This is a genomic window from Halobacteriovorax sp. RT-2-4 (assembly GCF_047085445.1).
Lineage (GTDB): Bacteria > Bdellovibrionota > Bacteriovoracia > Bacteriovoracales > Bacteriovoracaceae > Halobacteriovorax_A.
In genome coordinates this window covers 1,208,423-1,233,749 of the sequence record NZ_JBKIXY010000001.1, presented here as the reverse complement: position 1 = coordinate 1,233,749, position 25,327 = coordinate 1,208,423, and the positions used below count along the sequence as shown (strand labels likewise).

Sequence of the window (25,327 nt, the reverse complement as noted above, 5' to 3'; positions counted from 1 at the left end):
TAAATGATGTCAAAAAAGCTAGAAACCATCATTAATGAGTCAATTCAAAGAGCAAATTCTTTGAAGCATGAATATTTGACTCTAGAGAATGTTCTTTTATCTCTTCTTGCAGATGAAAATGTAAGAGAAGTAATTGAATATTGTGGTGGCGATCTTGAAGAAATTGAAAGTGAGCTAAATGAATTTATCCACGATGATTCAAATTTTAGTATTCTATCAGATGATCAAATTGAAACACTTTCTAAACAACAATTCGTTAACGATGAGTTAAGAGAGTTGGCACGAGAAAATGGTATTGTCTATCAACCAGAAATATCAATGTCACTTCAAAGAGTGATTCAAAGGGCCGCGATTCATGTGCAATCAAGCGGAAAAAGTCAGATATTAGGAATTAATTTATTAGTTTCTCTGTTCCAAGAGAAAGAAAGTTTCGCACTTTACTCTCTTCAAAAGCAGGGTATTGAAAGATTTGATATTGTTAAGGCCATCTCACACGGTCTTGGCCCTGAGGATGAAGAAGAAGTTCCTCGCATTGAATATGTTGAAGGCGAGGAGCCTCAATCACGAAATAAGAAAGGCGACTCTTTCTTAGCTAAGTTCACTGTGAATTTGAATGAACTTGCCAGAGAAAATCGAATAGATCCTCTTGTTGGTAGAGAAGAAGAAGCTTTAAGAATTGTTCAAATTCTTTGTCGTCGTCGTAAGAATAATCCTCTTTTAGTTGGTGAAGCTGGTGTTGGGAAAACAGCAATTGTTGAAGGACTGGCCCAGAGGATTGTAGAAGAAAAAGTTCCAGATATTTTAAAGGGAACAACTATCTTTAATCTTGATATGGCCGCCTTGGTTGCAGGTGCAAAATTTAGAGGTGATTTTGAGCAAAGAGTAAAAGGTGTCATCAAAGATCTAGAGAATTTAGATAAAGATGGTAAGAAGGCCATACTTTTTATCGATGAAATGCATACCGTGATGGGTGCAGGTGCTACCTCTGGTGGTAGTATGGATGCATCTAACTTGTTAAAGCCGGCCTTAAGTCGTGGAGTTGTTAGAATTATTGGTTCCACTACTTACGCAGAACATAGAAAGTTTATTGAAAAAGATCCTGCTTTTAATCGTCGTTTTCAAAAAATTGATGTGGATGAGCCTTCAAATGAAGACACAATTGCTATCTTAAAAGGATTGCGTCCAAAGTTCGAGTCTTATCACGGAGTTAAAATCTCGGACAGTGTCATTAAAGAAGCCGTTGCTTTAACATCGCGCTATCTTATGGATCGTAAAAATCCTGATAAATCGATTGATGCCATTGATGAAGCAGGTGCTTTAAACCAAATTAGACCTGAAAATAAAAAGAAGTCTTCAATTACAAAGAAGGATATTGAGGATGTTGTCGCTAAAATGGCCAATATTCCAAAAATAACAGTTGAAACTACTGAAAAAGATAAGCTAAAGGATCTAAATAAAAATCTTAAGATGCTTATCTTCGGACAAGATCATGCAGTTGATGAAGTATCACAGGCCATCTATATGTCTAAGTCAGGTCTTGGTGATGAAGGCAAACCTATTGCGAGTTTCCTATTTGCAGGGCCGACTGGAGTGGGTAAGACAGAACTAGCGAAGCAGCTCTCAATTCAGCTTGGTTGTCACCTTGAACGCTTTGATATGTCAGAATATATGGAAAAACATTCTGTCAGTAAGTTAATTGGTTCTCCTCCGGGCTATGTTGGTCATGATCAAGGTGGATTATTAACAGATGCTGTTAAGAAAAACCCACATTCTGTCCTTTTACTTGATGAAATTGAGAAGGCCCATGTCGATATTTATAATATTCTTTTACAAGTTATGGACCATGGATCACTAACAGATTCACAAGGTAGAACAACAGACTTTACTAATACAGTCATTATTATGACTACAAATGCTGGTGCAAAAGAGATGGATAGTGGCTCTATTGGCCTTGCCAAGACATCTTCAAAGAATATTGGAAAGAGAGATCAGACCATTAAGAACTTTTTTAGCCCAGAATTTCGTAACCGTTTGGATGGAATTGTCCATTTTGAGAAACTTTCTACAGAATACATTGTTAAAATTGTTGAAAAATTCGTTTCACAACTAGAAATTAAGTTAGCGGCCAAGAATATTGAGATCGTTTTAAGTGAAGATGCAAAAATTTGGCTAGCAGAAAATGGTTTTGATGAGAAAATGGGTGCTAGACCAATCGCTCGAATCATCGATCAGAAGCTTAAAAAGCCAATTTCTACTGAGGTTTTATTCGGAAGTCTAACTCAAGGTGGAAAAATAGAAGTCGTCGTTGAAAATGATGACTTAAAATTGAAATTCTAATCTTTTTAACATTCTAAAAACAATCAAACTTACATTTTTTAAATGATGAAACTGCCCTGAAAGGGCAGTTTTTGCTTATTCTTTGAAAAAAAAATGAAAAAAAATTTCGCTTAATTTTTTTATAAGAGTAAGCTCGAAACTAACGTCTATCAGGAAGATTTGAATGTTTTATCTTTTTATGAAAAGCCGTGCTGTCGGCTCGTTTCGACGTTTTCTTTAAAAATAATGTAAAGTAATTTCAAATTTAATCCGAAGTTAAAAAAGAACATAGGGAAATAAAAAAGATGCTTATGCTTATCAAAAAGTAATTTTTTATTTGCACACAAATAAAATTATGTTTACCATAAACATAAGTATTGAAAAAACCAGGAGGATGTCAATGGCAGTTAAGAAAACTACTAAAAAGACAACTAAGAAAAAAGTAGCTAAAAAAGCTACAAAAAAAGTAGCTAAGAAAGCAGCAAAGAAAACTGCAAAGAAAGCTACAAAAAAAGTAGCTAAAAAAGCTACTAAGAAAAAAGTTGCTAAGAAAGCTACAAAGAAAGTAGCAAAGAAAGCAACTAAGAAAGTTGCAAAGAAAGCTACTAAAAAAGTAGCAAAGAAAGCAACTAAGAAAGTAGCAAAGAAAGCAGCAAAGAAAACTGCTAAGAAAGCTACAAAAAAAGTAGCTAAAAAAGCTACAAAAAAAGTAGCTAAGAAAGCAACTGCTAAGAAAGCTACAAAAAAAGTTGCAAAGAAAGCTACAAAAAAAGTAGCTAAGAAAGCAACTGCAAAAAAAGCGACTAAAAAAGTAGCTGCTAAGAAAGCTACAAAAAAAGTTGCTAAAAAGAAGTAAGAAGCACTTTTCTTAATTCAATAATGAGTGGGCCCGCTTATAGCGGGCCTTCTTATTTTCAAATCTATTTACATTCCACCTAAAAACATCTAAAAAAAGACCATATTATCGCCAGATTTTACAGCTGTTACGATAAAAAGAACTCAATGATTTCAACATGTTACAACTTTTAACGTTGTAGTATTTTCCTTGGTTTTGTCGTTATTTCAGCTACTTATATGTATTTCATCTCCTCATTTTGCCCGTAGGTAGGGCAGGGAAAATGAAAAGAAAGGCGATAGAAGGAAAATTCATGACAACAGATATTTCTCCAACTGGTTTAGGCGTAAGTAAGCAAAATCACGTAGCTTCATCATTTATAGATGAAAAGTCAGGTGATCGCATTGTTCAACTAGGGGATGTATCGTTTCCTCCACGTAAGGTTTGGATGAAAACTTACGGTTGTCAGATGAATTATCATGATACTGAACGTATTCTTTCTCACTTAAAAAACTTAAATTTCTCTCATACTGAAGAATTAGAAGAGGCCAGTCTGGTTCTTTTCAATACTTGTGCAGTTAGAGAACTAGCAAATAATAAATTTTATTCACAATTAGGTGAACTTAAACATCTAAAGCAGCAAAAAGGTGATGACCTGGTTATTGGAGTTGGTGGATGTGTTGCCCAAACAGAGGGAAAAGATCTTGTAAAAAAATTCAAGCATCTAAACTTCGCCTTTGGTCCAGATACAATTGATACAATTAACGATATGGTTTATCGCACTTATGCAGGTGATGATAAATTTTCAGTAAATACTTGGGATCGTTCTAGTAACTTTTCCATTGAAACAAAAATTAATCATGGAACTCCACAAGCATTCGTTAATATCATCAAGGGCTGTGATAAATATTGTACTTACTGTATTGTTCCTTATACTCGTGGACGCGAACGCTCAAGAAAGCAGGCCGAGATTGTTGAGGATGTAAGAAGACTTGTTGAATATCAAGGTGTTCAAGAGGTGATGCTTCTTGGCCAAAACGTAAACTCGTTTGGAAAGGAAAATGGGGAGCGTCTGTCTGATTTAATTATGGATCTAGATCAAATCAATGGCCTAGAGATTTTAAGATATACAACATCACATCCTTACGATGTATCTGATGATCTAATCGCAGCTCATGGGGCGGCAAAGAAATTATCAAAACATTTACACCTTCCAGTTCAATCTGGTTCAAATACAGTTCTTCAAAGAATGAATCGTGAGTACACAAAAGAGCATTACCTAGGTCTTTTAGAAAAACTACGTACCGCTCAACCAGATATCGTTCTTTCGACAGATATTATCTGTGGTTTCGTAAATGAAACTGATGAAGAACACAGAGAGACTTTAGATCTTTTAGAAAGAGCACAATTTGATTTCATTTACTCATATGTTTACTCTCAAAGAAGTAAAACTCGTGCAGCTAAGATGGAAGATTTCCTAACTCAAGAGATTCGTAAGTCACGTCTTCACGAAGTACAAGCTTTTCAACTTGCTATTCAAGAAAAGATTCGCGCTAAGATGGTTGGTAATGAGTACCGCGTATTAGTCGAAGGCTCAAATACAATGAAAGGCGAGACTAAATGGAAGGGAAGAACGAATTGTAATCGTCTGATTCACTTTAAAGGTCCTAAGGAAAATGAAGAGTTAAACCTTAAGTGGCACTGGGTTGATGTTAAGTGTACGTCGACTACTGCACTTTCTTGTCAGGGTGAACTACTTCAAGATCATGGCCGTCGCTTAAGTAAGTAGTTGTAATTACGAAGTGAAATGGAGTTCTTTGCCTAAATAAGCATTAGTAACTTCCTAAGTTGTAAAATATCCTTGAGTATTTTTTGGGGATATTATGAAATTACGCTTACTTTTACTTTGCAAAATGACGTTCTTAGCTTTGTTAACGATTAATTCACAGGCCTTAACAGAACTTGATCTCGACTTTAATTACAAGAAGAATATTTTTGGTCTCGATCGTGAGTCTTACGAAACGACTCGTATGTATGCAGGCTCTGTTACTTTCTACTTTCTTTCAAAGACAGGTATCGAACTTAATATTTCTCAGTCAGAAAATGAAATTATCGGAAAATATGATAACTCAGGTCTTTCAACAGGACTTGTAATTGAAAATGAATACACCAATATTAAAACTCAAAGCTTTGGTATCGGGATAAGACAAGCTCTTTCAAGTCGTAAATCATTTCTTCAACCGCTAATCTCTCTTGGTTGGAGTCGCCAGCAGTATACTCTTTATTCAACAACTTTAGTTAAGGACTTAGATACTTCGACCGAATATCTCATCAAGTCCGGAAAAGAGAAGTCTAGTTACGATGCAATGTTTGGGGCATTTGCTTTAAAGGTCATGCTAACAAGAACTTTCTCAATAAAGGGCTCAGTAAGAACGGTCTTTCGTGCTTTTGAATTTGAACAAGCGAGAGATCAGTTAAGTTACAATGCTGGGATCTCATGGTTGTTCTAAACAGACTTTTTCTTCTCTCAATTTTATTCACGAGTTTATCTTGTGCCAAAATAAGTTATCTAACTGAGCAGGGCATAGGACAAGTTGATATTCTTTGGAGTGCTCGAGCTAATCAGGATGTCTTAAAAGACCCGAAGGTTAGTGAAGAATATAAGAATAAAATTAAACAAATCGAAACCTATAAAAAGTATTTCTATGAATACTGGAAAAGGCCTACTACAGATATTTATTCTAAGACGACACTTTTAAAATCTCGTGCAGTTACTTATCTCGTTATAGCTTCTAGACCTAATGAGATAAAGGCCCGCAAAGAGTGCTTCACTTTCTATGGATGCTTTCCTTATCTTGGATTTTTCAAAGAGGAATCTGCAGTGGAGTTTGCAAAGGAGCTTGAAAGAGACGGTTATGAAACTTATACAAGAGATGTACTGGCCTATTCGACACTTGGAAATTTCAATGACCCAATACTTTCTTCTTTTTTTGAATATGGAAAGTACAGCTTAACTGAAACAGTCTTTCATGAACTATTTCATACAATCTTCTTTGCTAAGAATGAAGTCGACCTAAATGAAAACCTTGCCAACTACTTTGGTGAGCAAATGCTTATTGAGTATTACAAGAATGATAAAGAACTGGTCAAATATTTCAAGAATCTCGAGTTAAATGCAAAGCTCAAGAAGGCCGTTACGATTCACGCTAAAAACCTCAAGGAAATTCTTAAACAAGATGCCTGGGAGAGTAAGAAGAAAGATTATCTTACGATAACAATGCCCAAAGAACTAAGTATGCTTTGTTCTAGTCTTGAGGTCACAAATTGTTGGCCTGCAAAAATGGAGTGGAACACAGCATCTTTGGCAGCTTTTATGACTTATGAGAAAAGTCAGTCTCAAATTGGCGAATATGCTAAGAGATTTAATGGTGATCTAAAAGCACTCTTTGCAAATATTGAACAACGCTATCAAAAGTACCTTGAAGATGACGTGGAAGGTAGCTTTGAGGACTATCTTTTTAATTTCAAATCGCTGAATTAATGTTATCTTTCTTGATATGAAAAACAAGAAACACTTATTCTTTATTGATCCAATTGAAAAACTTGTCACAAAGAAAGATTCGACAATCTTAATTGCTCTAACGATGCAAGAAAGAGGCGAGGATGTTTATGTTCTTTTTGAAAAAGACTTCTTTGTCCAAAATGCTAATGGCATTCAGTTTGACTGTTACCGCATTAGTGGAAAGATCAATGAAAGTTTCTATGTTGAAGATTTCAAAGTAGAAGATGATTCACAAGTTGTTTCAATTGATTCAAATACAGCAATTCATATGAGAATTGATCCACCATATGATTCGCGCTATCAGCGCTACCTTTGGATGCTTAATTTCTTAACTGAGATGTATGGTGTTCAGGTTTTAAATAATCCATTAGGAATTATGAAACATAATGAAAAGCTTTCGGCCTATACAAGAGAGCTTAGCCTTGATAGCTATGTAGGAACTTCTCTTGCTGGTGCTAAAAAGTTTGTTGCAACTCTTGCTTCTCGTGGGGTCCAAGAATTGATTTTAAAGCCTCTTGATCTTTATCAGGGTATTGGTGTGCAAAAAGTAGGCTTGGACGGATTTGAAGGGCATTTTAAGGCCAAATGCGATGAGTTTAAAGGGCCAGTTGTTGTACAAGAGTTTGATGCTTCTGTTATTGAAGGTGAAATTCGCACAATTTTCTATCGTGCTAACGAACTGGGAACAATCCTAAAGGTCCCAAAAGAAGGCGAGTTCCTTGCCAATATTGCTCAAGGAGCAAAGTATTCTGCCGTCGAATTAGATCCTGAAGTAAAAGCAGAATGTCAGCATATTTGCGAAAAGCTTATGGCCGACGGAGTTGATTTAATTGCTTTTGATATTCTTGGTGGAAAGATTTCGGAAGTAAACGTAACGTGTCCGGGATTAATGGTGGAGGTTTCTTCTGCTATGAAAAGAAACCTCGCACTTGAATTATTTAGATAATTACATTCTTGGAGCTGAAGCCGGAAAGTCTTTTGTATAGTCAGTTGAAAATTGAAGATCGAAGCCTACACAGTCATTATCCCATACTCGGGCCATTGGGCAGTAACCATTCACTTCAGCGCTACTTTGACTATAACCTTGATTTAAATAGAACTGACAAGACCAGTCCCATTGAACATCAAGAACATCCACAATGATTGGGCCTGTTGTTGTTGGAAGTGAGTAGCTAGAAAACTCTTTAACTTTCGAAACTTCTTCGTTTGCGATATCACCAAAAGTTACACTTCTAATCATATTTGATTCACAGCTTTCACCTTGAGCGCGAATACATAACTTAATTCTTAATTTCTTATATTGTTGTGGATTATAGTGACATTTTTCTCCATAGGCATCTGTCGTTCCCTGTGTAGGAGCTGTTCTTGGACGTACACGAATATTAAATCGAGAGTCTGTATAGAGCATGGCCTGACCATTTCCAAGAGAAGTCGAAGACCACATCACATTTGATCCAGAAGATACACGTGAGCTACCACGAAGAACAATAGTTCCTACAGTGTAGAAGTTTGTCGTCTGGCCATCGCCATCAGCTGTTCCTTCTTCGTTACCGTCTCCATAACCATCACCACTATCGGTTTGCTCATTATTGCCACTATCATCGCTGTCACTTCCACCGTTACCCCAGTCCCAGCCGCCATTTCCGCCGCTTCCTGAGTTACCGTTATCCCAACCATTTCCGTTAGAGTTATTATAATTAGCTCTAGAATTAGTCGGTTGAGTACAACTCGTTAATGTCATGAGTACTAAAGTTCCCAATAATATAAATTTTCTCATGTAATCCTCGTTCTTACATTTCCTCACTATTTTATCGGTAATCTATTGAATATACTTTAATCTTCACTTAAGTGTTTAAAATCGCAGTAGCATTTTTTCTAAAGCTTGCTAAAATTATTATGTGTTAGTTAAAAAAGAACTTATTCGAAAATTAGTGGATGAATTTTATCAAGTGGCAAATTACTTGATTCAAGATCAATTGCAGGCAATGCAACTTATTATTGATGTGGCCACTGGCCATGTTCAACAAGGTAATCAAGTTCTATACAAGATAGATAACGAATATTTTGAACATCAATTTCTAATAAAATTAATTGGTCTAGCTAAACAACGAAGTGAGCAAATCTTAAATAAAAAGAATAGCGAAATCGATAGTGTTGAGAAAAGGGCCTGTGTTTATCTTTTTGAGTTCAAAGGGGAGAGTGTTGAGAGTATTGCACAAACTCTTAAGATATCTCAACAAGAGGTTCTATCTTATATTGATCAATTATCCCATAATAGAATACATTTAAATGAGAGCTTTGATGGAAGAACAATTAATTAATAATAATTTTAAAAAGTGCTTCTTCTCAAAGCAAATGACTTATTTAGAAAGTCGTGACTTTGTGAAAAATGAACAACATCTTTCTCAATGTCTAGACTGTCGCCAAAAACTTCTTGAGTACGATTTAAAAAAACAAGATTTGATCAATGATTTTAATTCTTATAAAGCTAACTCTGAGGTTGAGGAGCTGCTTTTTAGAGAGTTAGATGAATTGATACCTGATTTAGAAGAAGAACAAATAAAGGGGAGTCCTGTCTTAAAAAAGCGTCAGTACAAACTCTCAGTAAAAGACTTCTTTATCTTTCTTACTTTTGGTATTCCAAGAAAATTACAATTGATTATCGTGGCAACGATAATCTTAGCGGCGTGTATTTACTGATAGAGTGAAGATAGCATAGTACTTTCCATCTTCGTCTTTTAGATCTTTTACAATATTAGGAATCTTATTCATTTTCCCTAAAGCTGTTTCAAAGATTTTATGGATATCATCATCTTCTGATGACTTAAGAATTTTTACAATTTCAGCATTTCCTTCTTCATCGTAACGTACAACGGCCCTTAATTCTTGAGCTGAAGCTGAGCGTAGACTCTCTTGAACATAAGGCCTTTCTGTTACTCGATTTCTCACCGAAATTTGAACAGAGTTGATATACTGAACAGCAACACGCTTATAGAAAGCATAGAAAACCTTCTCGAACTCATTCAGTTTGTCGGGGCTAATACCTTTAGGCGGTAGAAAACTTACTGTTGCTTCTTGAACGTGTGATAGTTCATTAGTCCAATTAGCTTCTTTGAAGCTTTCTTTTGAAATCCTTCTTTGGGTAATCTGATTCTTTTGAACGGATTCCTTTTTAACTGTTTCAACAATTCTTTTTTCTTCTTTCTTTGATAGGGCAGAAGATCGACTTTTTACTTCCTGATCAACGCGTTTGATTTCTTTTTCAGTATAAGAAGGTTTTCCATAGGCAAGTTGACCAAAAAGGTTTTGGTTATCCTGGGCCTTATCGAGTCCAATCTTTCTAACTTCAATTTGTTTGAACTTGAGCTTAATTGGTTCTTCCTGGGCCAGTTTCTTCGAATTGTCAGCATCAAGTACTAAACTTAGTACCAATGCATGTAAAACGAGGGAAAATAGGATTGTAATATAGTTGATCATTTTTCTCCGGCCGGATTTATCTATAAAAATTGTACCATTTTACTTGGTTTGGGACAAAGGAATCTCCTTTAAACTGGTAAAATTTGTCTACTCTTTCTTCTAGTTGAATCAATAGGTAGAATTAAAGTGTGCTAATTGGCGCAAAAGTAAATGAATTACGCAATTTTAAGGACTTATGGATGAGTAAACCAGTTCAATACAAATTTTCAAAGGTGAGATTAGGAATATTAGGTCTATCTTCTGTCTCAATTTTAGTCATTGCTTATATGCTAAGTGGTGTATCGAATAGTTATAAACTGGTCTCAACAATTCAAAACGGAATTCAAATTTGTAGTACAAGAGTTCAGCAAACCTACACTGCTGCAGTTGCAGGGGATATGAATTCAACATATTTAGATAGTAATTTTACGGCGCAAACAGGAGAATGCTTTGCTCAAGTCTCTGACCTAATGACTGAGTATGGAAAATTCTCTTCAGCAATCGTTAAAAAATTTAATACAGTAAGTTCAAATGTTCACTGGTTTCATGAGAGTCTTAGAAGTACAGGGAAGGGATTTTCTGTAACAGACAAGAATTTCTCTAGCAATATCGACGAAAAGTTCTCTCAGTTTGAAGATGCTGCAGATGCTGGCTCAATTCTTATTGAAAATCACTTCGAAACGATTTCAAGTTCACTTTCAAATATTAAAATCTCTCTTGCTCTTGTTGCAGGAGTGTTCTTATTTACTTTTGCATGGGAATTAATTTTCAAGAAGATTGTTATGCAAAGAAGAAAAGAACTTGAAGATGAGGCGTTAAGTCTTCTTATGCTTAATCAAGAAGATAACTTCGATGAGATTGAAAGCGTTATCATTAATGCTCTTGAGCTTAATGAGATGAAGCATTGCTCAAAGCTTTACTCTGCACAAAAGCAAAACTTCAGAAAAGAGAAGAGAAAAGCGACGATCTCTTCTAATGAAAATAAAACTTTCGGAATGGTTCTTTCTAATGATGATCAAGATGCAAAACAAGTTGCGGATCAAATTTGGTCTATGAGTGAATCAAATGAAAGTAGTGAAAATGAAACTAATGTACCAATGGTACAAAGTTGTGAGATTTCTTCGGTAAACCGCTTTATTGCTTGTAAAGTACAAGATCAGTACAAAGAGCAGGGGATCGAATTTAAAATTGATACTAATGAAAAAGAAATCATCGGTGAGAGAGAAACGATTGAGCAAATTCAATATAATATTCTCTTAGATGCAGCTAAGAACTCAATTAATGCTGATGAAGATAAGAGAACGATTGAAGTTCAAGGTAAGACACTTGGAGCAATCTACTATCTAAGTATTTCTTCGTACGGTGAGAGTAAGAATTCAACTGAACTTGAAACTTCAGTTCAAATCGTAAGAGAGCTTTTAAAAGACATTTCGGGACGTCTAGAGCTTGCAAACCTTTACAATGACGATCTACAACCAGTTGGACGTAAGTACAAGATAATCTTTAAAACAAAAGATGTTGTTACTGCTGCTCCAGTAGCTGAAGTAGAAAGTGCTGATAAAGTGACTGAAGAGGTGAAGGAAGATACTTCTAAGAAAGTTACTCGTATTGAAAAAGGTACTAAGCGCGAGATTATGCAAAGACTAATGTAATTAGAATTCGCGTTTTTTTAGCTTTTTAATATCTACTAAATTTCCAATTTCATTCAACAGGCTTTGATAGTTTTCATTTGAGTAATCATCTGATGCTACAAGCCTGTATACATCTTTATACTCAACTCGATTAGCAGCGAAGAAGTAGTCAAAAATAATATCTGCAAGCATGTGTGATACTTTACGTGAAGCTTTATGAAGCTGGTAGAGATTTAGTCCTTTTAGTTCTTCATTAACATTAGCTCGTTTATTACAAAGCTTTAAACATGCTTTAAAGACCATCTTATCAGTCTTCTTAAGTTGTTTATTATTACGTGCCATGTATTGAAAGTCTTTATACATATTACACTTTCGATAGGGGTTAAAAAGCTTCGAACAGAAGTAAGCACTAATATAATTATGAATAAGATAAACAAATAAATTCGTACGATCTCTCTTATTAAAGAAGTCAACAATCTCTTTTTCCGGAATCTTTAACTTTGATTGATGAATATGAATCCCTGCTAGGTACGAGATGCGATTAATTGAATAACTTGAACAGTAATAAGCTTTCTTACATGGAAGTTTAAACGTCTTACCATGTTCGATGAGCTTATTGTAAAAACTAATGGCCTTCTTTGACTTTAGTTTATTGATTGTTGTTTTTACTTTTTTTAGGTTTTGCTGATCAAAGATTCTAAAATCTTCAATCTCACCAATTGGTATATCAAGATTAAGGGTATTATTAATTTCATGACAAAAGTATGCAAAGTTATCCAAGATATTGTCTGAAAACTTAAGTGCACCTGTCTCTATAATATACTCGTGAATGTCAAAGTCAGGATCATCAGCTAAGTGCTCATACCAGTAAATTTGAGATTCATACTTTAACCAAGGAGGAGAGTTTACCAGAACAAATTCTCTCATATTGTACTTAACAATTTGATCAGATCTTAGCTTGTTGGCTTTAACTAAATTCCAGTAAACTTCATCAGTATTTTGATGAATGATTGTTTGAACAATATCCTTATTGGCCAGATCAAAAACTTTTTGTGGCAGTTTATTTGGAACAATGTGAAGTTCTCCAAATAAAATAAGTAACTTTTGTTCTGGGTTTTCTTTATGATAAGTCGCAATTTTCTTTGCGGCCTTCTTGTCTCTTTGCTCCAGATTTCCCTTAGTATTAAGCGCAATTATTGAAATATTGTGATCCTTAGCAAGATCAAAGAAGATCTTATAAAAGGTCCAAGGGAAGCGCCATGAATTCTTATAGTTGATTGATTCTAGAAATTCGAGCTCAGTAATGGCCCCTTTAAGATATGAATCAATGTAGAATTGATGATTGATATGAATGAATTCGACACCAATTGAAAATTGATAATCACTCTTTGCTAGGATGCGAATGATACGTTCGAGGTTTCTCGTACTCTGGTCAAAAGTATGGAAGTCTCCAAGGTAGATGATATCAGAGGTATCAATTGAATCATAAAGTTGACTGACGCTTGAAGTTTGAAAGTCTCGGCGAGCGTAGCGCTGTTGATCTTGACGATATTTTTTTAGTAAAGCTGATGGCTCTCCTTCAAGAGAGTTGGCCTTATTTTTAAAATAGCGGTAGATACTCCAGTGAGTCTCATCGACTTTCAATTGCATAAGTCTATGATATCACTAATTATTTATTTGACCAATAATGATATTGTTTAGAGTGTTATTAATTAGTGCAAACGTTTCATTCACGTTATGTGCTACCTGATCTTGCTCAGCAAGTAGAGAGTTAAGCTCTTTAGCAGCAGGTACTTCAAGAGATTGAACAATAGTTGAAATAGGAGTTCCAACTGCACTTGTCAGAATGAACTGGATGAATTGAAGTAATTGTAATTCACCATGTAGGTTAAGAACTTCTCTATCATTTGAAATAAGTCTAAGCTTTGTTGTGTGTTCAGACTTTTCAAAGATTGCACTTGTTAGTGGAAGGTGAATATCATTTCTCTCAGTGATAAGTGTTTCAAGATAAATATCTTGATTGTTTGGATAGATAGGTGTCTTTGGCAGACCAACAATCTTTCCAATGAGTGCACTTGAAGAGTAATCATACTTCATTTGAACCTTTCCACTATTTACCTGATCACGGTAATTACCAATGATAATTTTTAGGTGAGAAAGGATACAACTTGTATGCCATGGCCAGCGCTTAGCAAGTAAGTTGATAGTATCGATCTTAGAAGCAAGTTTTTGCGTGTACATGCAAAAATCTGTTGTCTGGACATCTTCTTTCGAAAGAGTGATATCTTGTAGAGACTCAATATGGTGTGAAGGTAAGAATTCCGTCTTCTCAAGGAATTTTGGAATTAACATGGCATTTAGTTTTGCCTTCGTTTTCTTCAGTCCACCATTAAAAGTAAGCTGAGTAATCTGCTTACCAATTGTCGTCTTAAAGAACTCTCTAAATAGATTGATATTTAGATTTGAGATCTTTGGTAGTAATCCAAAGTATTGGAAGTAAGCGTTACCATACTCCTCAATCTTCGCCTTAAGTGAATCAATTGTCGTCAGCTCAAGCTTAATATCGTTCTCATTAGTGAAGTCCACAATCAGAAGATATGGATATCTCTCTTGAGGGTTAAGGTTGAAGCCTAGTAGGTCGTAGTTGTCATCTTCACGGTAATTTGAAAGAGACTCAACACTAAAGAATTGATCAAATGGGATACAACTCTTTGTTAGGTTTCTAAAATATTGTGGGTGAGTGATCTTATCACTTTCACTGTTGTTACTTAGAAGCTTTCCGTTAAGGATAGCATCTTGGTGAAACTCAAATGATAATCCACACTTTGTTTCATTTGAAAAAAGCGGAGCATCGATGGCCTTCTTATTTGCAAATAGCTTATCAATTTCTTCAACGAAGAAATCAAATTTCGAAAAGTGAGTCAGATCACCATTCATATTTACAGAAAGACACGACTCCTTAAGAAGAGTTGAGTTAACATCTGGGTTACCAAAAATATCTAATTTATTTTCTACCACACGCTTCGAGAAGATATAGAAGTAGCGTGGGATTTCACCCTTACCTTTAAGGCCTTCAAGATTAAAGCGCATCAGTAGTTTGTACTGCTTAAATAGTGCTTCGTTCTTTGCTGCATGAGAAGGAACAAAGAGCTTCTGATTAGAGAAGACATACATATAACCACTATTAGATAGATGCTCCCCATTTTGCATTATATTTGTAATGAGGTAGTGGTGTGGGTTCTTCTTAGGAATATTTACTAAGTTAACCAGAATTCTATCGTAGATACTTTGCTGTACCTCTGTAGCATCAAGCAGGGCAAATTGACCGCTGGCCGTAATTCTCGATTTATTCGACTTCTGCTTAAAAAGAGAAACGATTAAAGAGATAGGGTCTTTATTCTGTCTTGGAGCTAGATATACTAAGAAAGTCATGAATTGAATTTCTTGGAATATCTTTAAGTATTGTCCGTTAACATAATTATCACCTCTAAACTCTGGGCAGATAATTTCTTGCCAAGCCTCTGTTGAATTATTCTCTTGAGCAATCCAGTGAGAGATCGTTAGTGAGTTTAGAAAGTTACCTGTAAATAGGGTACTTAAACATTGTGGTTGAGTATTAAAATTGAAATACCCACCATGATTTTCAATCCACTTTGGAAAGTTGATTAAAAGATTATTAGTCATTAGTCCAAAGTTACGATTACTGAAAGCATGAGAATACTTATCAGTTTCGTTGTGGAATAAAACTACTGATAACTCATTTGGAATTTCATGATTTAGAACTTTAAAGAACTCAATAGGGTTAAGGTCTTTAAGGATAGAGCTAAGTTCTAAAATGCTGTCACCAAAATTTTCATTTGGTCTAAACCAGCTGTATTCATTAGTTCCTAGTGCACGACTCGATAATTCACGTGAGCTTGATACTTTAAAGATCTTACTTAGCGTTGAGTTTGGATTTAAAATCTCATTCTTAGTAAGAGTCTTTGAATAGAAAGAGCTCAGTTGAGTTAGAAAGCGAACCTTTAAGATATAGACGCTAATAGAACGAAGGCAGTAAACTTTTAAAAAGTCTTGGATACATTCGTAACTTGGGCCGTTCTTGTCATCAAGTTGTGCCCAAAATTGGTTAAAGTCGCTAACTCCCTCAGGGTGAATACCGTTGTGAGTTGTATATTCAATAAATTCTTGAAATAAAGATTGCTTAAGACTGCGGTTGCGGTGCTTGAAAGACTTAACCTGAGTTTTTGCTTCATTGAAAAGTTCAAATACAATTTTTTTGAACTTCATGCTTCCTTTAGTTAGTAAGCTTTCACCACGCCACTTCGGAATAATGTGGTCACTAACAAGAAATTGTCCGCTTTGAATTGAAGGAACAGGAGTAGGTCCGCTTGCATTTACTGCATGCTTAGGCTCCTCAAGGCTATCTGCCTCGGTACTAGGACCAGGAATATTGTTAATCAGCCAATTCTTAGCTGAAAACGATGAATCTTTCACTTCGCCTGTTGTTCCGTATAATAATCGACAGTCCTCAAAACTTTAAGATGGTTAACATTCTAAACTATGTAAGGAAAGTCGTGTGTTGCGTCTTTTAAATTGGTAGTAAAATATAACGATGGCCACTCATATTGTCATGCTTAAAAATAGATATTCTCGACTTAAGCTTTGTAAGTTATTGATTTTATAACAATGTTTATTTCTTAAAGTTTCTGTCATCTGTGTCGAAAAGCACAAGTGATATTGGATCAATAGACGGAGTTTATATGGGTGGAAATAAACCTCAAGATGCAGCAGCAAAAAGTGTAGAAAGTGGATTTTCTGAGAATGAACTAGATGACATCATGGCAGAATTTGCAAGTCTGGATAAAGAACTGTCAGGACAACTTGATAGCGCGCCAGTAGCAGAGGTCATCGAAGAAAGCGTTGCAGAATCTGCACCAGTAGAAGAGTTTGCTGTAGAAGTAAACCCGCTAGATGCCCTAGAGGCGCAAGCTAATCCTCTTGATGAAATGGTTGCGGAATCAAATCCTCTTGATGAAATGGTTGCGGAATCAAATCCTCTTGATGAAATGGTTGCGGAATCAAATCCTCTTGATGAAATGGTTGCGGAATCAAATCCTCTTGATGAGGTTGTTGCAGAAGTGGAAGAAGTATTCGAAGAAGAGACAACACAAATCGTTGCTCAAGAAGATATTGAAGAAGCAGTTGCTGGAGATTCATCTCCATCACTCGAAGAAGCATTTACTGAAGGCTTTGATGAAGCTGAAATGGATGCCATAATGAAAGATCTTGAAGAAATTGACGCAGCATCACCTACGACAACTCTCGAAATGGAAGAAGAGCCGGCAGCGAATGCACAATCAACAGTGATAAAAGATGAAGACAATGAAAATATACTTGTGATAAATCAAGCGCCTAAAGAAACTCCTGCGCCTTCTTTCACGCATGTTGCGCCAACAACTAGCGAAAGTGGTGACGTTACTTTTAGTGCAGCAGGTAATATGAATTTTAATGTAAACTTGACGATCGCTGGGTCGCAAGCAACATTAAGTGTAGTTGATGGACGCTTTACTCTGACAATGAATGGTGTAGACGTTTCAATAACTGAAGAAGGCTTTAAGGCATGTATTGAAGGTGGAGCTAATTTTAATATTCCACTTCCTTCGGCCGAAGAAGCGAAGAAAGTCGCTTAACATTATTTGATGTTGTTTAAACTAAAAAGGTTATAAATGGCCATAAATATACTTGGTGGGCATGCTAAAGGGCATGCCCTTTTTGTTCCCCCTGAATCAATTACTCGTCCAACGAGTGTTATGCTTCGACGAAAATTCTTTGATGCTCATCAAGACTTAACGAATTGTCTGTTTGTGGATTTGTTCGCAGGTAGTGGTGCTATGGGGTTTGAAGCGCTTTCAAGAGGGGCGAAGAAAGTCGTACTTGTTGATGACCATCCAAAAGTTCTTAATGTCTTAAAAAAGAATAAGATAGAGATTTCTAAAAAAGTAGACACAGAAGATTTATCAATTATTAAGCAAAAAGCTCAAGCTTATCTAAAAACAAGTATAAGTTATTTGGAGTCAACATCAGATGAATACGATGAGAGTTTCATCTTCATCGACCCGCCATATGAATTAAAGGATGTCTACTTAGAATGTCTCAAATTACTTAAAGAATCTTCATTCTCTGGAGAGATTTGGATTGAATCCGATCGTCAAAAGGGAATCCTTGAAGCAGATTTAAAAAAACATTCTCTTACTTTCTCTAAAGTCTACAAGCAAGGCACAAGTTATATTGCAAAAATTGCATTGTAATCCGGTGTCGTATAAAATTGATTTAAATTTATAATAGGAATTAGGTACTCAATGAAAAGAGCAATTTACCCAGGAACGTTTGACCCATTCACAAATGGCCACAAGGATATTTTAATGAGGTCACTAACAGTCTTTGATGAGGTGATTATACTTGTTGCCCACAATCGCAATAAGAAACCTCTTTTCACAGCTGAAGAGCGAGTTGAGATGTTAAATGAAACATTTAAAGATGAGCCTCGTATTAAAGCAGATAAGTGGGAAGGACTAATTGTCGATTATGCAAAAGCAAACGACATTGGCTCAATTATTAGAGGACTTAGACCTACAGGGGATTTCGAAGCAGAGTTTCAGATGGCCTCAATGAATAAGAGACTATACCCAGAAATTGAAACAGTTTTCTTTATTACTGAAAGAGATAACTACTATGTTTCAAGCTCGCTTGTTAAAGAAATTCATAAGCATGGAAAAGTAATTAAGGAATTCGTTCCAGATACAATTTATAACTGGATTGCTAAAAAAGGGAAGATCTAATGAATGTTTCGAAGCGTTCACAAGAAATTAATGAGAGTATTACTTTAAAGCTTAATGCCAAAGCAGTAGCTATGGCACAAGAAGGTAAGAAAGTTTACAACCTTACAGCAGGACAACTACCTTATCGACCACCAAGAGAGTTAGTCGAATCGATAAGGGGAGAGTTAGACTTTCTAAAAAGTTTTCAATACAGCCCAGTTGCAGGCGATAGTGAGTTACTAGAAAAAATTATCGAATATGTTGAAACTTCTCGAGGCATTAGCTTTGATGAGTTTGACCATAATTTCAAGGCCGTTGTAGGTAATGGTGGAAAGCATGTTCTTGCAAATATTTTTGCAAGTATTGTTGATCCAGGTGATGAAGTAATAGTTTTTGCTCCATACTGGATTTCATATCCACAAATGATCTCTCTTAATGGTGGTGTCTTAAAAGAAGTTAAGGCTTCCGTTTTTAATGCGTTTGAACCAGACCTAGAGGAATTAAAAGAATTGATTAGTGATAAAACGAAAGCAATTGTTTTAAATAGCCCAAATAATCCATCGGGGATTTTCTATAATGAAAAGTGGATGAGGCAATTTGCTGAAATTGTGAAGCCATATGAAAATACTTTTATTATTTCTGATGAAATATATTACGAATTAAATTATTACGACCCAAAACCAACATATTATTATCAATATGATCGTGAGTTATTGTCACGTACAATCATTGTCGACGGTATTTCAAAAAGTCTTGCAGCAACTGGCCTAAGACTTGGCTACTGTATTGCACACGAAGATGTGATTGATGCTGTTAAAAAGATTCAAGGCCATACAGCTTCAGGTTCTTGTTCATTAATTCAGCGTGCGCTACTTCGCTATAATATGAATCATGTTGATGAATATCTAACTCCAGTTAAAAAACACTTACGTGAGAATGCTCTTATATTAAGAGAAGTTCTAAGAGAGTATAAGTTAGAAAAGTGCTGGTATCAGGTAACGTCAGCTTTTTATTTTCTCTTTGATTTCTCAAGCGCTCCTGTCATTGGCCGATTTAAAAAATCGGATACTGATCAGTCGGATTACTCTGTTGAGATCTGCGAACAAGTTCTTGAGCAAAAAGGTGTGGCAATGGTCCCGAGTGGGGATTTTGGTCTTCCAAATTGTGCCAGAATTTCTCTTGTTCTACCAAAAGATGATTTTAAAGACGCAATTGTTAGTGTCGCCGAGTATTTAACTCAGGAATAAGCTATTTAAGATTGGTATCTCATTCCCACTATGAATTAAAGGTTAAGTTAAGAGATAATTAAGCTGTGAATAAACTAATTGTTTTCAGTATTTATCTCTTAACATCAATTCTTTTCACCTCTTGTGGTGTCGATGAAGATATCGAACTTGAAAGAAGTTATCTTTCTGTTGAAGATCATTTATCGACTGGGGATTGTGATAAGGCCCTCAGTAAAATGCTTGCGATGAAAGAGCAGAGTGGAGATGCAACTTATTATAAGTTACTTGCTTCTTCTTATGCATGTAAAGCAGGCTTTTCTGTAACAGAGTTCTTCTTAAATGAAATCACAAAAATTACAACAGGTGGAGATCTCCTAAGTTCAATGTCAACATTTACATTGGCCCAGGCCATGACTGACATTGATGATCTTTCTTACTACTATCTTGGCAAAGCAATCGATGTTTTAACTTATTCTGGAGGAGTTGGCCCAGCAACAAAAGATCCGTCTGCTACGCTTCGTAAAGCAACATTTGGAAGTTATGGAGCGGCCGATATAAATTCTTTTCTAATGTATATGCTCTTTGTTCGAAACGGTATGAGCATGGCCTTCTTTGGAAATTCTGATGCGCTTGGTTCGAAAGGAGCGGGGACAGTAGGAACTAATGAATGTCTCTTCGCATACTCTTACTTCGGAGATGGCGATCTTGATGCATATATTCAAGCAGGTGGTGTGACAGGTGCATGTGATGATGGTGCTGATACAGGTAGTATTGATTTAACTAATGGTGATTCAAGCCTACATCTAGAACGTGCTTGCGCATTGGTTACTGACTTTAATAACTTATTAGATGTTCTTGAAAATATCACTCTTGGTGATATTACTGATGTTGATTTAACAACATTTCTGGCCGACATTAGTACTGTTAGGCAAGACTTTGTCGACAATGTGATTACACCTAAAGGCTTTTCAAATAGTCTTGTGACAATAAAAAATCAAACTCAATGTGTAACAGATTTTACAGGTAGTGAACTTCAAATTGCTTACTATATGGCAGCACTTTTTGAAACACTTCATTCAAGGTAGGTAATGGGAAAGACGCTTAAGCTCCTATTCATTACTCTTTTGAGCATCAATGTTTTGGCCTTTGAGAAATTCTTTTTAGGTCAGAGTCCTCGTGCCATGTTAATGGGAAATGCATGGATGGGGCTTGCTAATCAGGATTCATTTACTGTTTTTTACAATCCTGCTAGCTTAGGTGCAAATTATGATGTTGATATATCTCCTGTTAATTTTATTCTAGCTGGGCCAAATGCGATCGATGATATGGATCGCTTTAATAATCTTCCAAGTGATGCTGCTGGCATTGCTGATCAGCTAATGGGTTACCCTCTTTATTTAGAAGCTTCTAACTTTTCAACGATTAAGGCCCATCATTTTTCATTTTCTTATTTTACTAAGAATCGTGCCAATATCGTTTTGAAGAACCGTGTAAATCCGGCCTTTAATGTTGATTACTCTTATGATCGTGGATTTATAGCTGGTTTTGCTTTCAATCTAATTGGTGGCAGTCGCAATAAGCAGAAAAAGAAAATTATGAAAGGTAAGCGTCTTTCGCTAGGATACTCTTTCAAATATTTAACAAGAGAAGGGACGCGAGATAAATTTGATATTTTCTCGACAAATATCATTACAAAAATTGAAAATGGCCTAGGCTCAATTGATGATATTAAAAATACATTTGGCTATTCCAAAGGTTCTGGTGCAGGTCACGATATTGGTATTGAATATGCCAATGGATGGGGAAATACAGAGTTTGTCGCATCAATGGCAGTTCTTGATATTGGTGATACATACTTTAAAAAGACTCAAGGGGATGGGGAAGTTCCTCGCATCAATATGGCCGTTAACACTGGAATTGCTGTAAAACAAGACTGGAAGGCATTTGATTATTCTCTTGCTCTTGATGTTAAGCCAATCAATCAAGGTTTGAACTTTGGTCGAATGATTCACTTTGGGGCCCAGCTCAATATCCCTTTCTTTGGTTTCTTTGCAGGACTTGGCGAAGGCTATCTGAATTATGGAGCTGAGATTCGCCTATGGCCAGTTACGATTACTGCTGGATTTAATAATGTAGAAATAGGTTCTGAGTATCAAGAAACAAAAGGTGATCGCCTTTTTGTTTTTATCTCTTTATTTGATACATCCATGGATATTTTTTAGGCTTTTGTGTGAGTTTCATGACGCACAAAGGTGAACGGCCCTTTTTCTTTGACATCCCTTTTTACCATAACTTAAAATTTAATTAAGAGAGGCTTCCTCGCATCAATCTAAATGTCATGGAGGGCATTTTGACAAGAAAAACCTTTGTACTCGATACGAACGTATTATTATTTGATCCTAACGCTATTAACAAATTTGGTCCTAACGACGTCTTCATCCCACTAGTTGTAGTTGAAGAAGTAGATCGTTTTAAGAAAGATCAGAATGAGAATGGGCGTAACGCTCGTTATTTCTCAAGAATCATCGATGATCTTCGTAAGAAGGGATCACTTATGGATGGTGTTGAGTTAGACAATGGTGGAACCCTGATCATCTCTGTTGATAAGACAATTGAAAATCAACACGACACAATTGATCTTACTATTAATGATAACTTAATTCTTGCCTCAGCTATCTTCTTAAAGGAGCAGGGAGAAGATGTTGTTCTTATCACTAAGGACATCAACTTAAGAATTAAATCTGATATCTTAGGTATCAATGCTGAAGACTACGGAATGAAAGATATTAAGCTTGAGGAAATTTACTCAGGTTATCGCTTTCTACCACTTCCAAAAGATAAGCTTGAAGAATATGAAAAGAATCGCTTCTTACAGCTTGAAAACTGGGAAGAACTTGAAATTTTTCCAAATGAATACTTAGTTGTTCATGAAGAAGGAAATGATAGAAGAAGACTTCTGGGACGTTTCTCTAAAAGTAAACTTGGAGTTGTACCTTTAATTCCAATGAGAGAAGGTGTTTGGGGAATTTATCCAAAAAATATGGAACAGCAATTTGCTCTTGATGCTCTTTTAAATGACGATATCAAGTTAGTATCACTTGTTGGTAAGGCCGGTACAGGTAAGACTCTTCTTGCAATTGCAGCAGGACTTGAGATGACAATTAATCAAGAAAAATATTCAAGACTTCTTGTTTCTCGTCCAATTCAGCCAATGGGGAAAGACCTTGGTTATCTTCCAGGTGATGTAAACGATAAGTTAGGTCCTTGGATGCAACCAATCTTTGATAATATGGACTTCCTATTTGATCAAAGAAGAGCTGGAACAAGTTCTTCATATGTTGATCTAATGGATCATGGACTACTACATATCGAACCACTAACTTATATTCGTGGTCGTTCTATTCCTGGTCAGTACTTAATTGTTGATGAGGCCCAAAACCTTTCTCCACACGAAGTTAAAACAATTGTAACTCGTGCAGGTGAGGGAACTAAGATCATCTTAACAGGTGACCCTCAGCAGATTGATAGTCCATACCTTGATGAGATTAATAACGGTCTAAGCTATGTTGTAGAAAGACTGAAAACAGAAGAGATCATCTCTCATACGAAGTTAACTGTTGGTGAGCGTTCTGCGCTTTCTGAAACAGCTTCAAAATTACTTTAATAGAGGAATAGCGAGTGTCGAGAGCTAATCGTCAACATTTAAGAGCACCTGTAAATCAAGAGATGCTCTATCTTTGTGATGACTATGTTTTAAAGGGCCGCTGTTCTAATATTTCCGAAGGTGGAATGTTAATTACCGATATGGGGCGTGTACCTTCAAGTACACGCTTTCATACCATGGTTTCTCTTATTCAATATCCAGAATTTTCAAAGTTAAGTTCTCAAAAACTTATTAGTATCGACCACAGCGCTTTTGATATTGAAGTTATTCGTTGTGAAGTTGATATTGTTCGTTCATTTGAAGGATTGTCGGAAGTAGAAAAAATCTTATTACCATCTATCGGTGCTAAGTTTTCACATGTAACTTCAGGGAATATGGCCCTGATACGCTCATACGTGACAACCTTTTCAAAGAATATGATTTACTTACTAACTCAATTTGAGAATTCTTCTAAGAAAAATGGGAATATCGTACATCTTAGAAAGACGGCATCATTGCTAGGATATGATTCTGAAATGAAGTTGCCACTTCTTAGGGCCAAAGTTCTACACGATTATCAATCGCTAGAATCCCTCTAAAGTCTGCTGGAAGCAAAAAAATAAGGCCCATTATGACGGGCCTTAAAACAAAAAAACAAAAAATAAAAAGAGAAGAATATAAAGAACAAAACTATAGTTTTGCTTTTATCGAATACTTAAGATCCTTGATTGTCGCTAAAAGATATTTGTCGATAGGCGATTCATTATCAAGGATGCGGCTTTTAAATTCAGCTGTTAGCTGATCTACTTTAATTAATAATTCGTTATTAATAACGTCGTCACTGTTGATTTCTGCAACAAGAGAGTTTGTCTCATTGATTAGGGCAGAGAAGTCTAGCTTAGAGAAATAATCTCTTTGAACAGTACTTTCACAACGGTTAGCTCTTTCGCTTTTAAATGCGTTGAAACTGATAACTTTATTTTGCGTGATTGAATTTAACATTTAGCGGTACTCCAATAATCAAATACTGTTCATTTTTTTTCACAACTTTTGTGAACAAGCGGGATTATGGAGGAAGAGGCCCGTGCTGTAAACTGTAATTGACGGGCCTTGTAATTTTTTCTGACTTTAATGATTTTAGGCGTTTACGTTCTTTTTCTTCCATTTTGAGACGATTACACCAAGAATTACAGCAAGTGCTACTGCACCGATAACGTAATTGCTCTTCTTGATATACTCAATAGCTGTCTCACCAAATTTATAATAAACAGTGAAGTAAACAACACATGATACTGTTGCTGCCAGCAGGTCTGACAGGGCAAATTTCCAAGCATTCATGCGTCCTAGACCCGCTGATAGGAAGAGTGCATTTCTAAATCCAAATGGAACAAAACGACCAAAAATTAATGTGAATACACCATACTTTTTAAAGAAGGCATTAACCATATCAAGGCGCTCTGGCGTAACCATTGAGGCAAAGAATTTAATTTTAAAAATTTTCGGGCCTAAGTAGCGTCCAATAAATCCGTAACAAATTAAATCTGAAAGATATGCTCCAAGAAATACCCCAAAGAAAAGTGGGTATAGGTAGTCTGGGTTCTTGGCCGCTAAAATGGCCGAAGTAAATAACATTACATCTTCAGAAATTGGAATGTTAAAGCCTGCTAAGAGGAGTAGTCCAAAAATTATAAATGGCGCCATGTGCACGTGAGTGTTGATATAGAGCATGATCTGATCAATGAATTCCATTTTATCTCCTAGCATAACTGTAAAAAAATTACGTTAAGAATATCCTAATTTGATTCAATATGCATTAGTTATCAGCGTATTTTTCCTCTCT

The 25,327-nt window shown here is 35.8% G+C and carries 23 protein-coding genes; 17 read left to right on the top strand and 6 right to left on the bottom strand.

Features of this window, described 5'->3' with window-relative positions; all coding sequences use genetic code 11:
• Positions 1-3: 3 nt before the first annotated feature.
• The 6 genes from clpA (at position 4) to ACMAYL_RS05805 (ending at position 7,659) form a co-directional block, all read left to right on the top strand.
• A complete protein-coding gene (clpA, locus tag ACMAYL_RS05830; protein WP_103216465.1) occupies positions 4-2,337 on the top strand; it encodes an ATP-dependent Clp protease ATP-binding subunit ClpA in 2,334 nt (777 codons plus the stop codon).
• Positions 2,338-2,716: 379 nt separating this feature from the next.
• Complete coding sequence (locus ACMAYL_RS05825; RefSeq protein WP_103216466.1) at positions 2,717-3,172, top strand: histidine biosynthesis protein HisIE; 456 nt, start codon at positions 2,717-2,719, stop codon at positions 3,170-3,172.
• Positions 3,173-3,434: 262 nt separating this feature from the next.
• Positions 3,435-4,940, top strand: coding sequence for a tRNA (N6-isopentenyl adenosine(37)-C2)-methylthiotransferase MiaB (miaB, locus tag ACMAYL_RS05820; protein WP_412470860.1), 1,506 nt, complete (start codon positions 3,435-3,437; stop codon positions 4,938-4,940).
• A gap of 94 nt (positions 4,941-5,034) precedes the next feature.
• A complete protein-coding gene (locus ACMAYL_RS05815; protein ID WP_103216468.1) occupies positions 5,035-5,661 on the top strand; it encodes a hypothetical protein in 627 nt (208 codons plus the stop codon).
• Positions 5,649-6,692, top strand: a complete 1,044-nt coding sequence (locus ACMAYL_RS05810; RefSeq protein WP_412470859.1) for an aminopeptidase — start codon at positions 5,649-5,651, stop codon at positions 6,690-6,692. The genes ACMAYL_RS05815 and ACMAYL_RS05810 overlap by 13 nt, the downstream gene beginning before the upstream one ends.
• 16 nt (positions 6,693-6,708) lie before the next feature.
• Entirely contained in the window at positions 6,709-7,659 is a 951-nt protein-coding gene (locus ACMAYL_RS05805; RefSeq protein ID WP_392991013.1) for a hypothetical protein, read from the top strand.
• On the opposite strand, the gene ACMAYL_RS05800 is transcribed toward ACMAYL_RS05805, so the two are convergent.
• Positions 7,660-8,490 carry a hypothetical protein gene (locus tag ACMAYL_RS05800; RefSeq protein ID WP_103216471.1) on the bottom strand — a complete coding sequence of 277 codons (831 nt, stop codon included), beginning with the start codon at positions 8,488-8,490 and terminating at the stop codon, positions 7,660-7,662.
• 121 nt (positions 8,491-8,611) lie between these two features.
• Between ACMAYL_RS05800 and ACMAYL_RS05795 the strand changes: the two genes are divergently transcribed.
• Positions 8,612-9,034 carry a hypothetical protein gene (locus ACMAYL_RS05795; RefSeq protein ID WP_392991017.1) on the top strand — a complete coding sequence of 141 codons (423 nt, stop codon included), beginning with the start codon at positions 8,612-8,614 and terminating at the stop codon, positions 9,032-9,034.
• The gene (locus tag ACMAYL_RS05790; protein WP_103216473.1) at positions 9,015-9,413 is read left to right on the top strand and encodes a hypothetical protein; all 399 of its coding nucleotides are present in this window, start codon (positions 9,015-9,017) and stop codon (positions 9,411-9,413) included. Before ACMAYL_RS05795 ends, ACMAYL_RS05790 begins: the two co-directional genes overlap by 20 nt.
• Here the strand turns inward: ACMAYL_RS05790 and ACMAYL_RS05785 are convergent.
• On the bottom strand, positions 9,393-10,190 hold the full coding sequence (locus ACMAYL_RS05785; protein ID WP_103216474.1) for a hypothetical protein: 798 nt from the start codon (positions 10,188-10,190) through the stop codon (positions 9,393-9,395). The two genes, ACMAYL_RS05790 and ACMAYL_RS05785, sit on opposite strands and share 21 nt — an antisense overlap.
• Before the next feature lie 179 nt (positions 10,191-10,369).
• Here ACMAYL_RS05785 and ACMAYL_RS05780 point away from each other — a divergent pair, with 179 nt between their 5' ends.
• Entirely contained in the window at positions 10,370-11,821 is a 1,452-nt protein-coding gene (locus tag ACMAYL_RS05780; RefSeq protein ID WP_103216475.1) for a hypothetical protein, read from the top strand.
• Here ACMAYL_RS05780 and ACMAYL_RS05775 read toward each other — a convergent pair whose 3' ends face one another.
• The gene (locus tag ACMAYL_RS05775; protein ID WP_412470858.1) at positions 11,822-13,450 is read right to left on the bottom strand and encodes a ChaN family lipoprotein; all 1,629 of its coding nucleotides are present in this window, start codon (positions 13,448-13,450) and stop codon (positions 11,822-11,824) included.
• 15 nt (positions 13,451-13,465) lie between these two features.
• Positions 13,466-16,294, bottom strand: coding sequence for a hypothetical protein (locus tag ACMAYL_RS05770; RefSeq protein WP_103216477.1), 2,829 nt, complete (start codon positions 16,292-16,294; stop codon positions 13,466-13,468).
• A gap of 221 nt (positions 16,295-16,515) precedes the next feature.
• Between ACMAYL_RS05770 and ACMAYL_RS05765 the strand changes: the two genes are divergently transcribed.
• The 8 genes from ACMAYL_RS05765 to ACMAYL_RS05730 all read left to right on the top strand — a co-directional run bounded on the left by ACMAYL_RS05765 (position 16,516) and on the right by ACMAYL_RS05730 (position 24,086).
• On the top strand, positions 16,516-17,490 hold the full coding sequence (locus tag ACMAYL_RS05765; RefSeq protein ID WP_412470857.1) for a hypothetical protein: 975 nt from the start codon (positions 16,516-16,518) through the stop codon (positions 17,488-17,490).
• A gap of 36 nt (positions 17,491-17,526) precedes the next feature.
• Entirely contained in the window at positions 17,527-18,108 is a 582-nt protein-coding gene (locus tag ACMAYL_RS05760) for an RsmD family RNA methyltransferase (protein WP_103216479.1), read from the top strand.
• Between the two features lie 51 nt (positions 18,109-18,159).
• The gene (gene coaD / locus ACMAYL_RS05755) at positions 18,160-18,639 is read left to right on the top strand and encodes a pantetheine-phosphate adenylyltransferase (protein WP_103216480.1); all 480 of its coding nucleotides are present in this window, start codon (positions 18,160-18,162) and stop codon (positions 18,637-18,639) included.
• Complete coding sequence (locus ACMAYL_RS05750) at positions 18,639-19,865, top strand: pyridoxal phosphate-dependent aminotransferase (protein WP_412470856.1); 1,227 nt, start codon at positions 18,639-18,641, stop codon at positions 19,863-19,865. The genes coaD and ACMAYL_RS05750 overlap by 1 nt, the downstream gene beginning before the upstream one ends.
• 65 nt (positions 19,866-19,930) lie before the next feature.
• The gene (locus ACMAYL_RS05745; RefSeq protein WP_103216482.1) at positions 19,931-20,929 is read left to right on the top strand and encodes a hypothetical protein; all 999 of its coding nucleotides are present in this window, start codon (positions 19,931-19,933) and stop codon (positions 20,927-20,929) included.
• 3 nt (positions 20,930-20,932) lie between these two features.
• On the top strand, positions 20,933-22,066 hold the full coding sequence (locus ACMAYL_RS05740) for a hypothetical protein (RefSeq protein WP_412470855.1): 1,134 nt from the start codon (positions 20,933-20,935) through the stop codon (positions 22,064-22,066).
• Between the two features lie 116 nt (positions 22,067-22,182).
• Entirely contained in the window at positions 22,183-23,508 is a 1,326-nt protein-coding gene (locus tag ACMAYL_RS05735; protein ID WP_103216484.1) for a PhoH family protein, read from the top strand.
• Positions 23,509-23,522: 14 nt separating this feature from the next.
• Positions 23,523-24,086 (top strand): PilZ domain-containing protein, encoded by a 564-nt coding sequence (locus ACMAYL_RS05730; protein WP_103216485.1) that lies wholly within the window; start codon positions 23,523-23,525, stop codon positions 24,084-24,086.
• A 91-nt stretch (positions 24,087-24,177) separates the two neighbouring features.
• On the opposite strand, the gene ACMAYL_RS05725 is transcribed toward ACMAYL_RS05730, so the two are convergent.
• Complete coding sequence (locus ACMAYL_RS05725; RefSeq protein ID WP_412469854.1) at positions 24,178-24,489, bottom strand: hypothetical protein; 312 nt, start codon at positions 24,487-24,489, stop codon at positions 24,178-24,180.
• Between the two features lie 135 nt (positions 24,490-24,624).
• Positions 24,625-25,236 (bottom strand): DedA family protein, encoded by a 612-nt coding sequence (locus tag ACMAYL_RS05720; protein ID WP_233189674.1) that lies wholly within the window; start codon positions 25,234-25,236, stop codon positions 24,625-24,627.
• Positions 25,237-25,327: the final 91 nt, after the last annotated feature.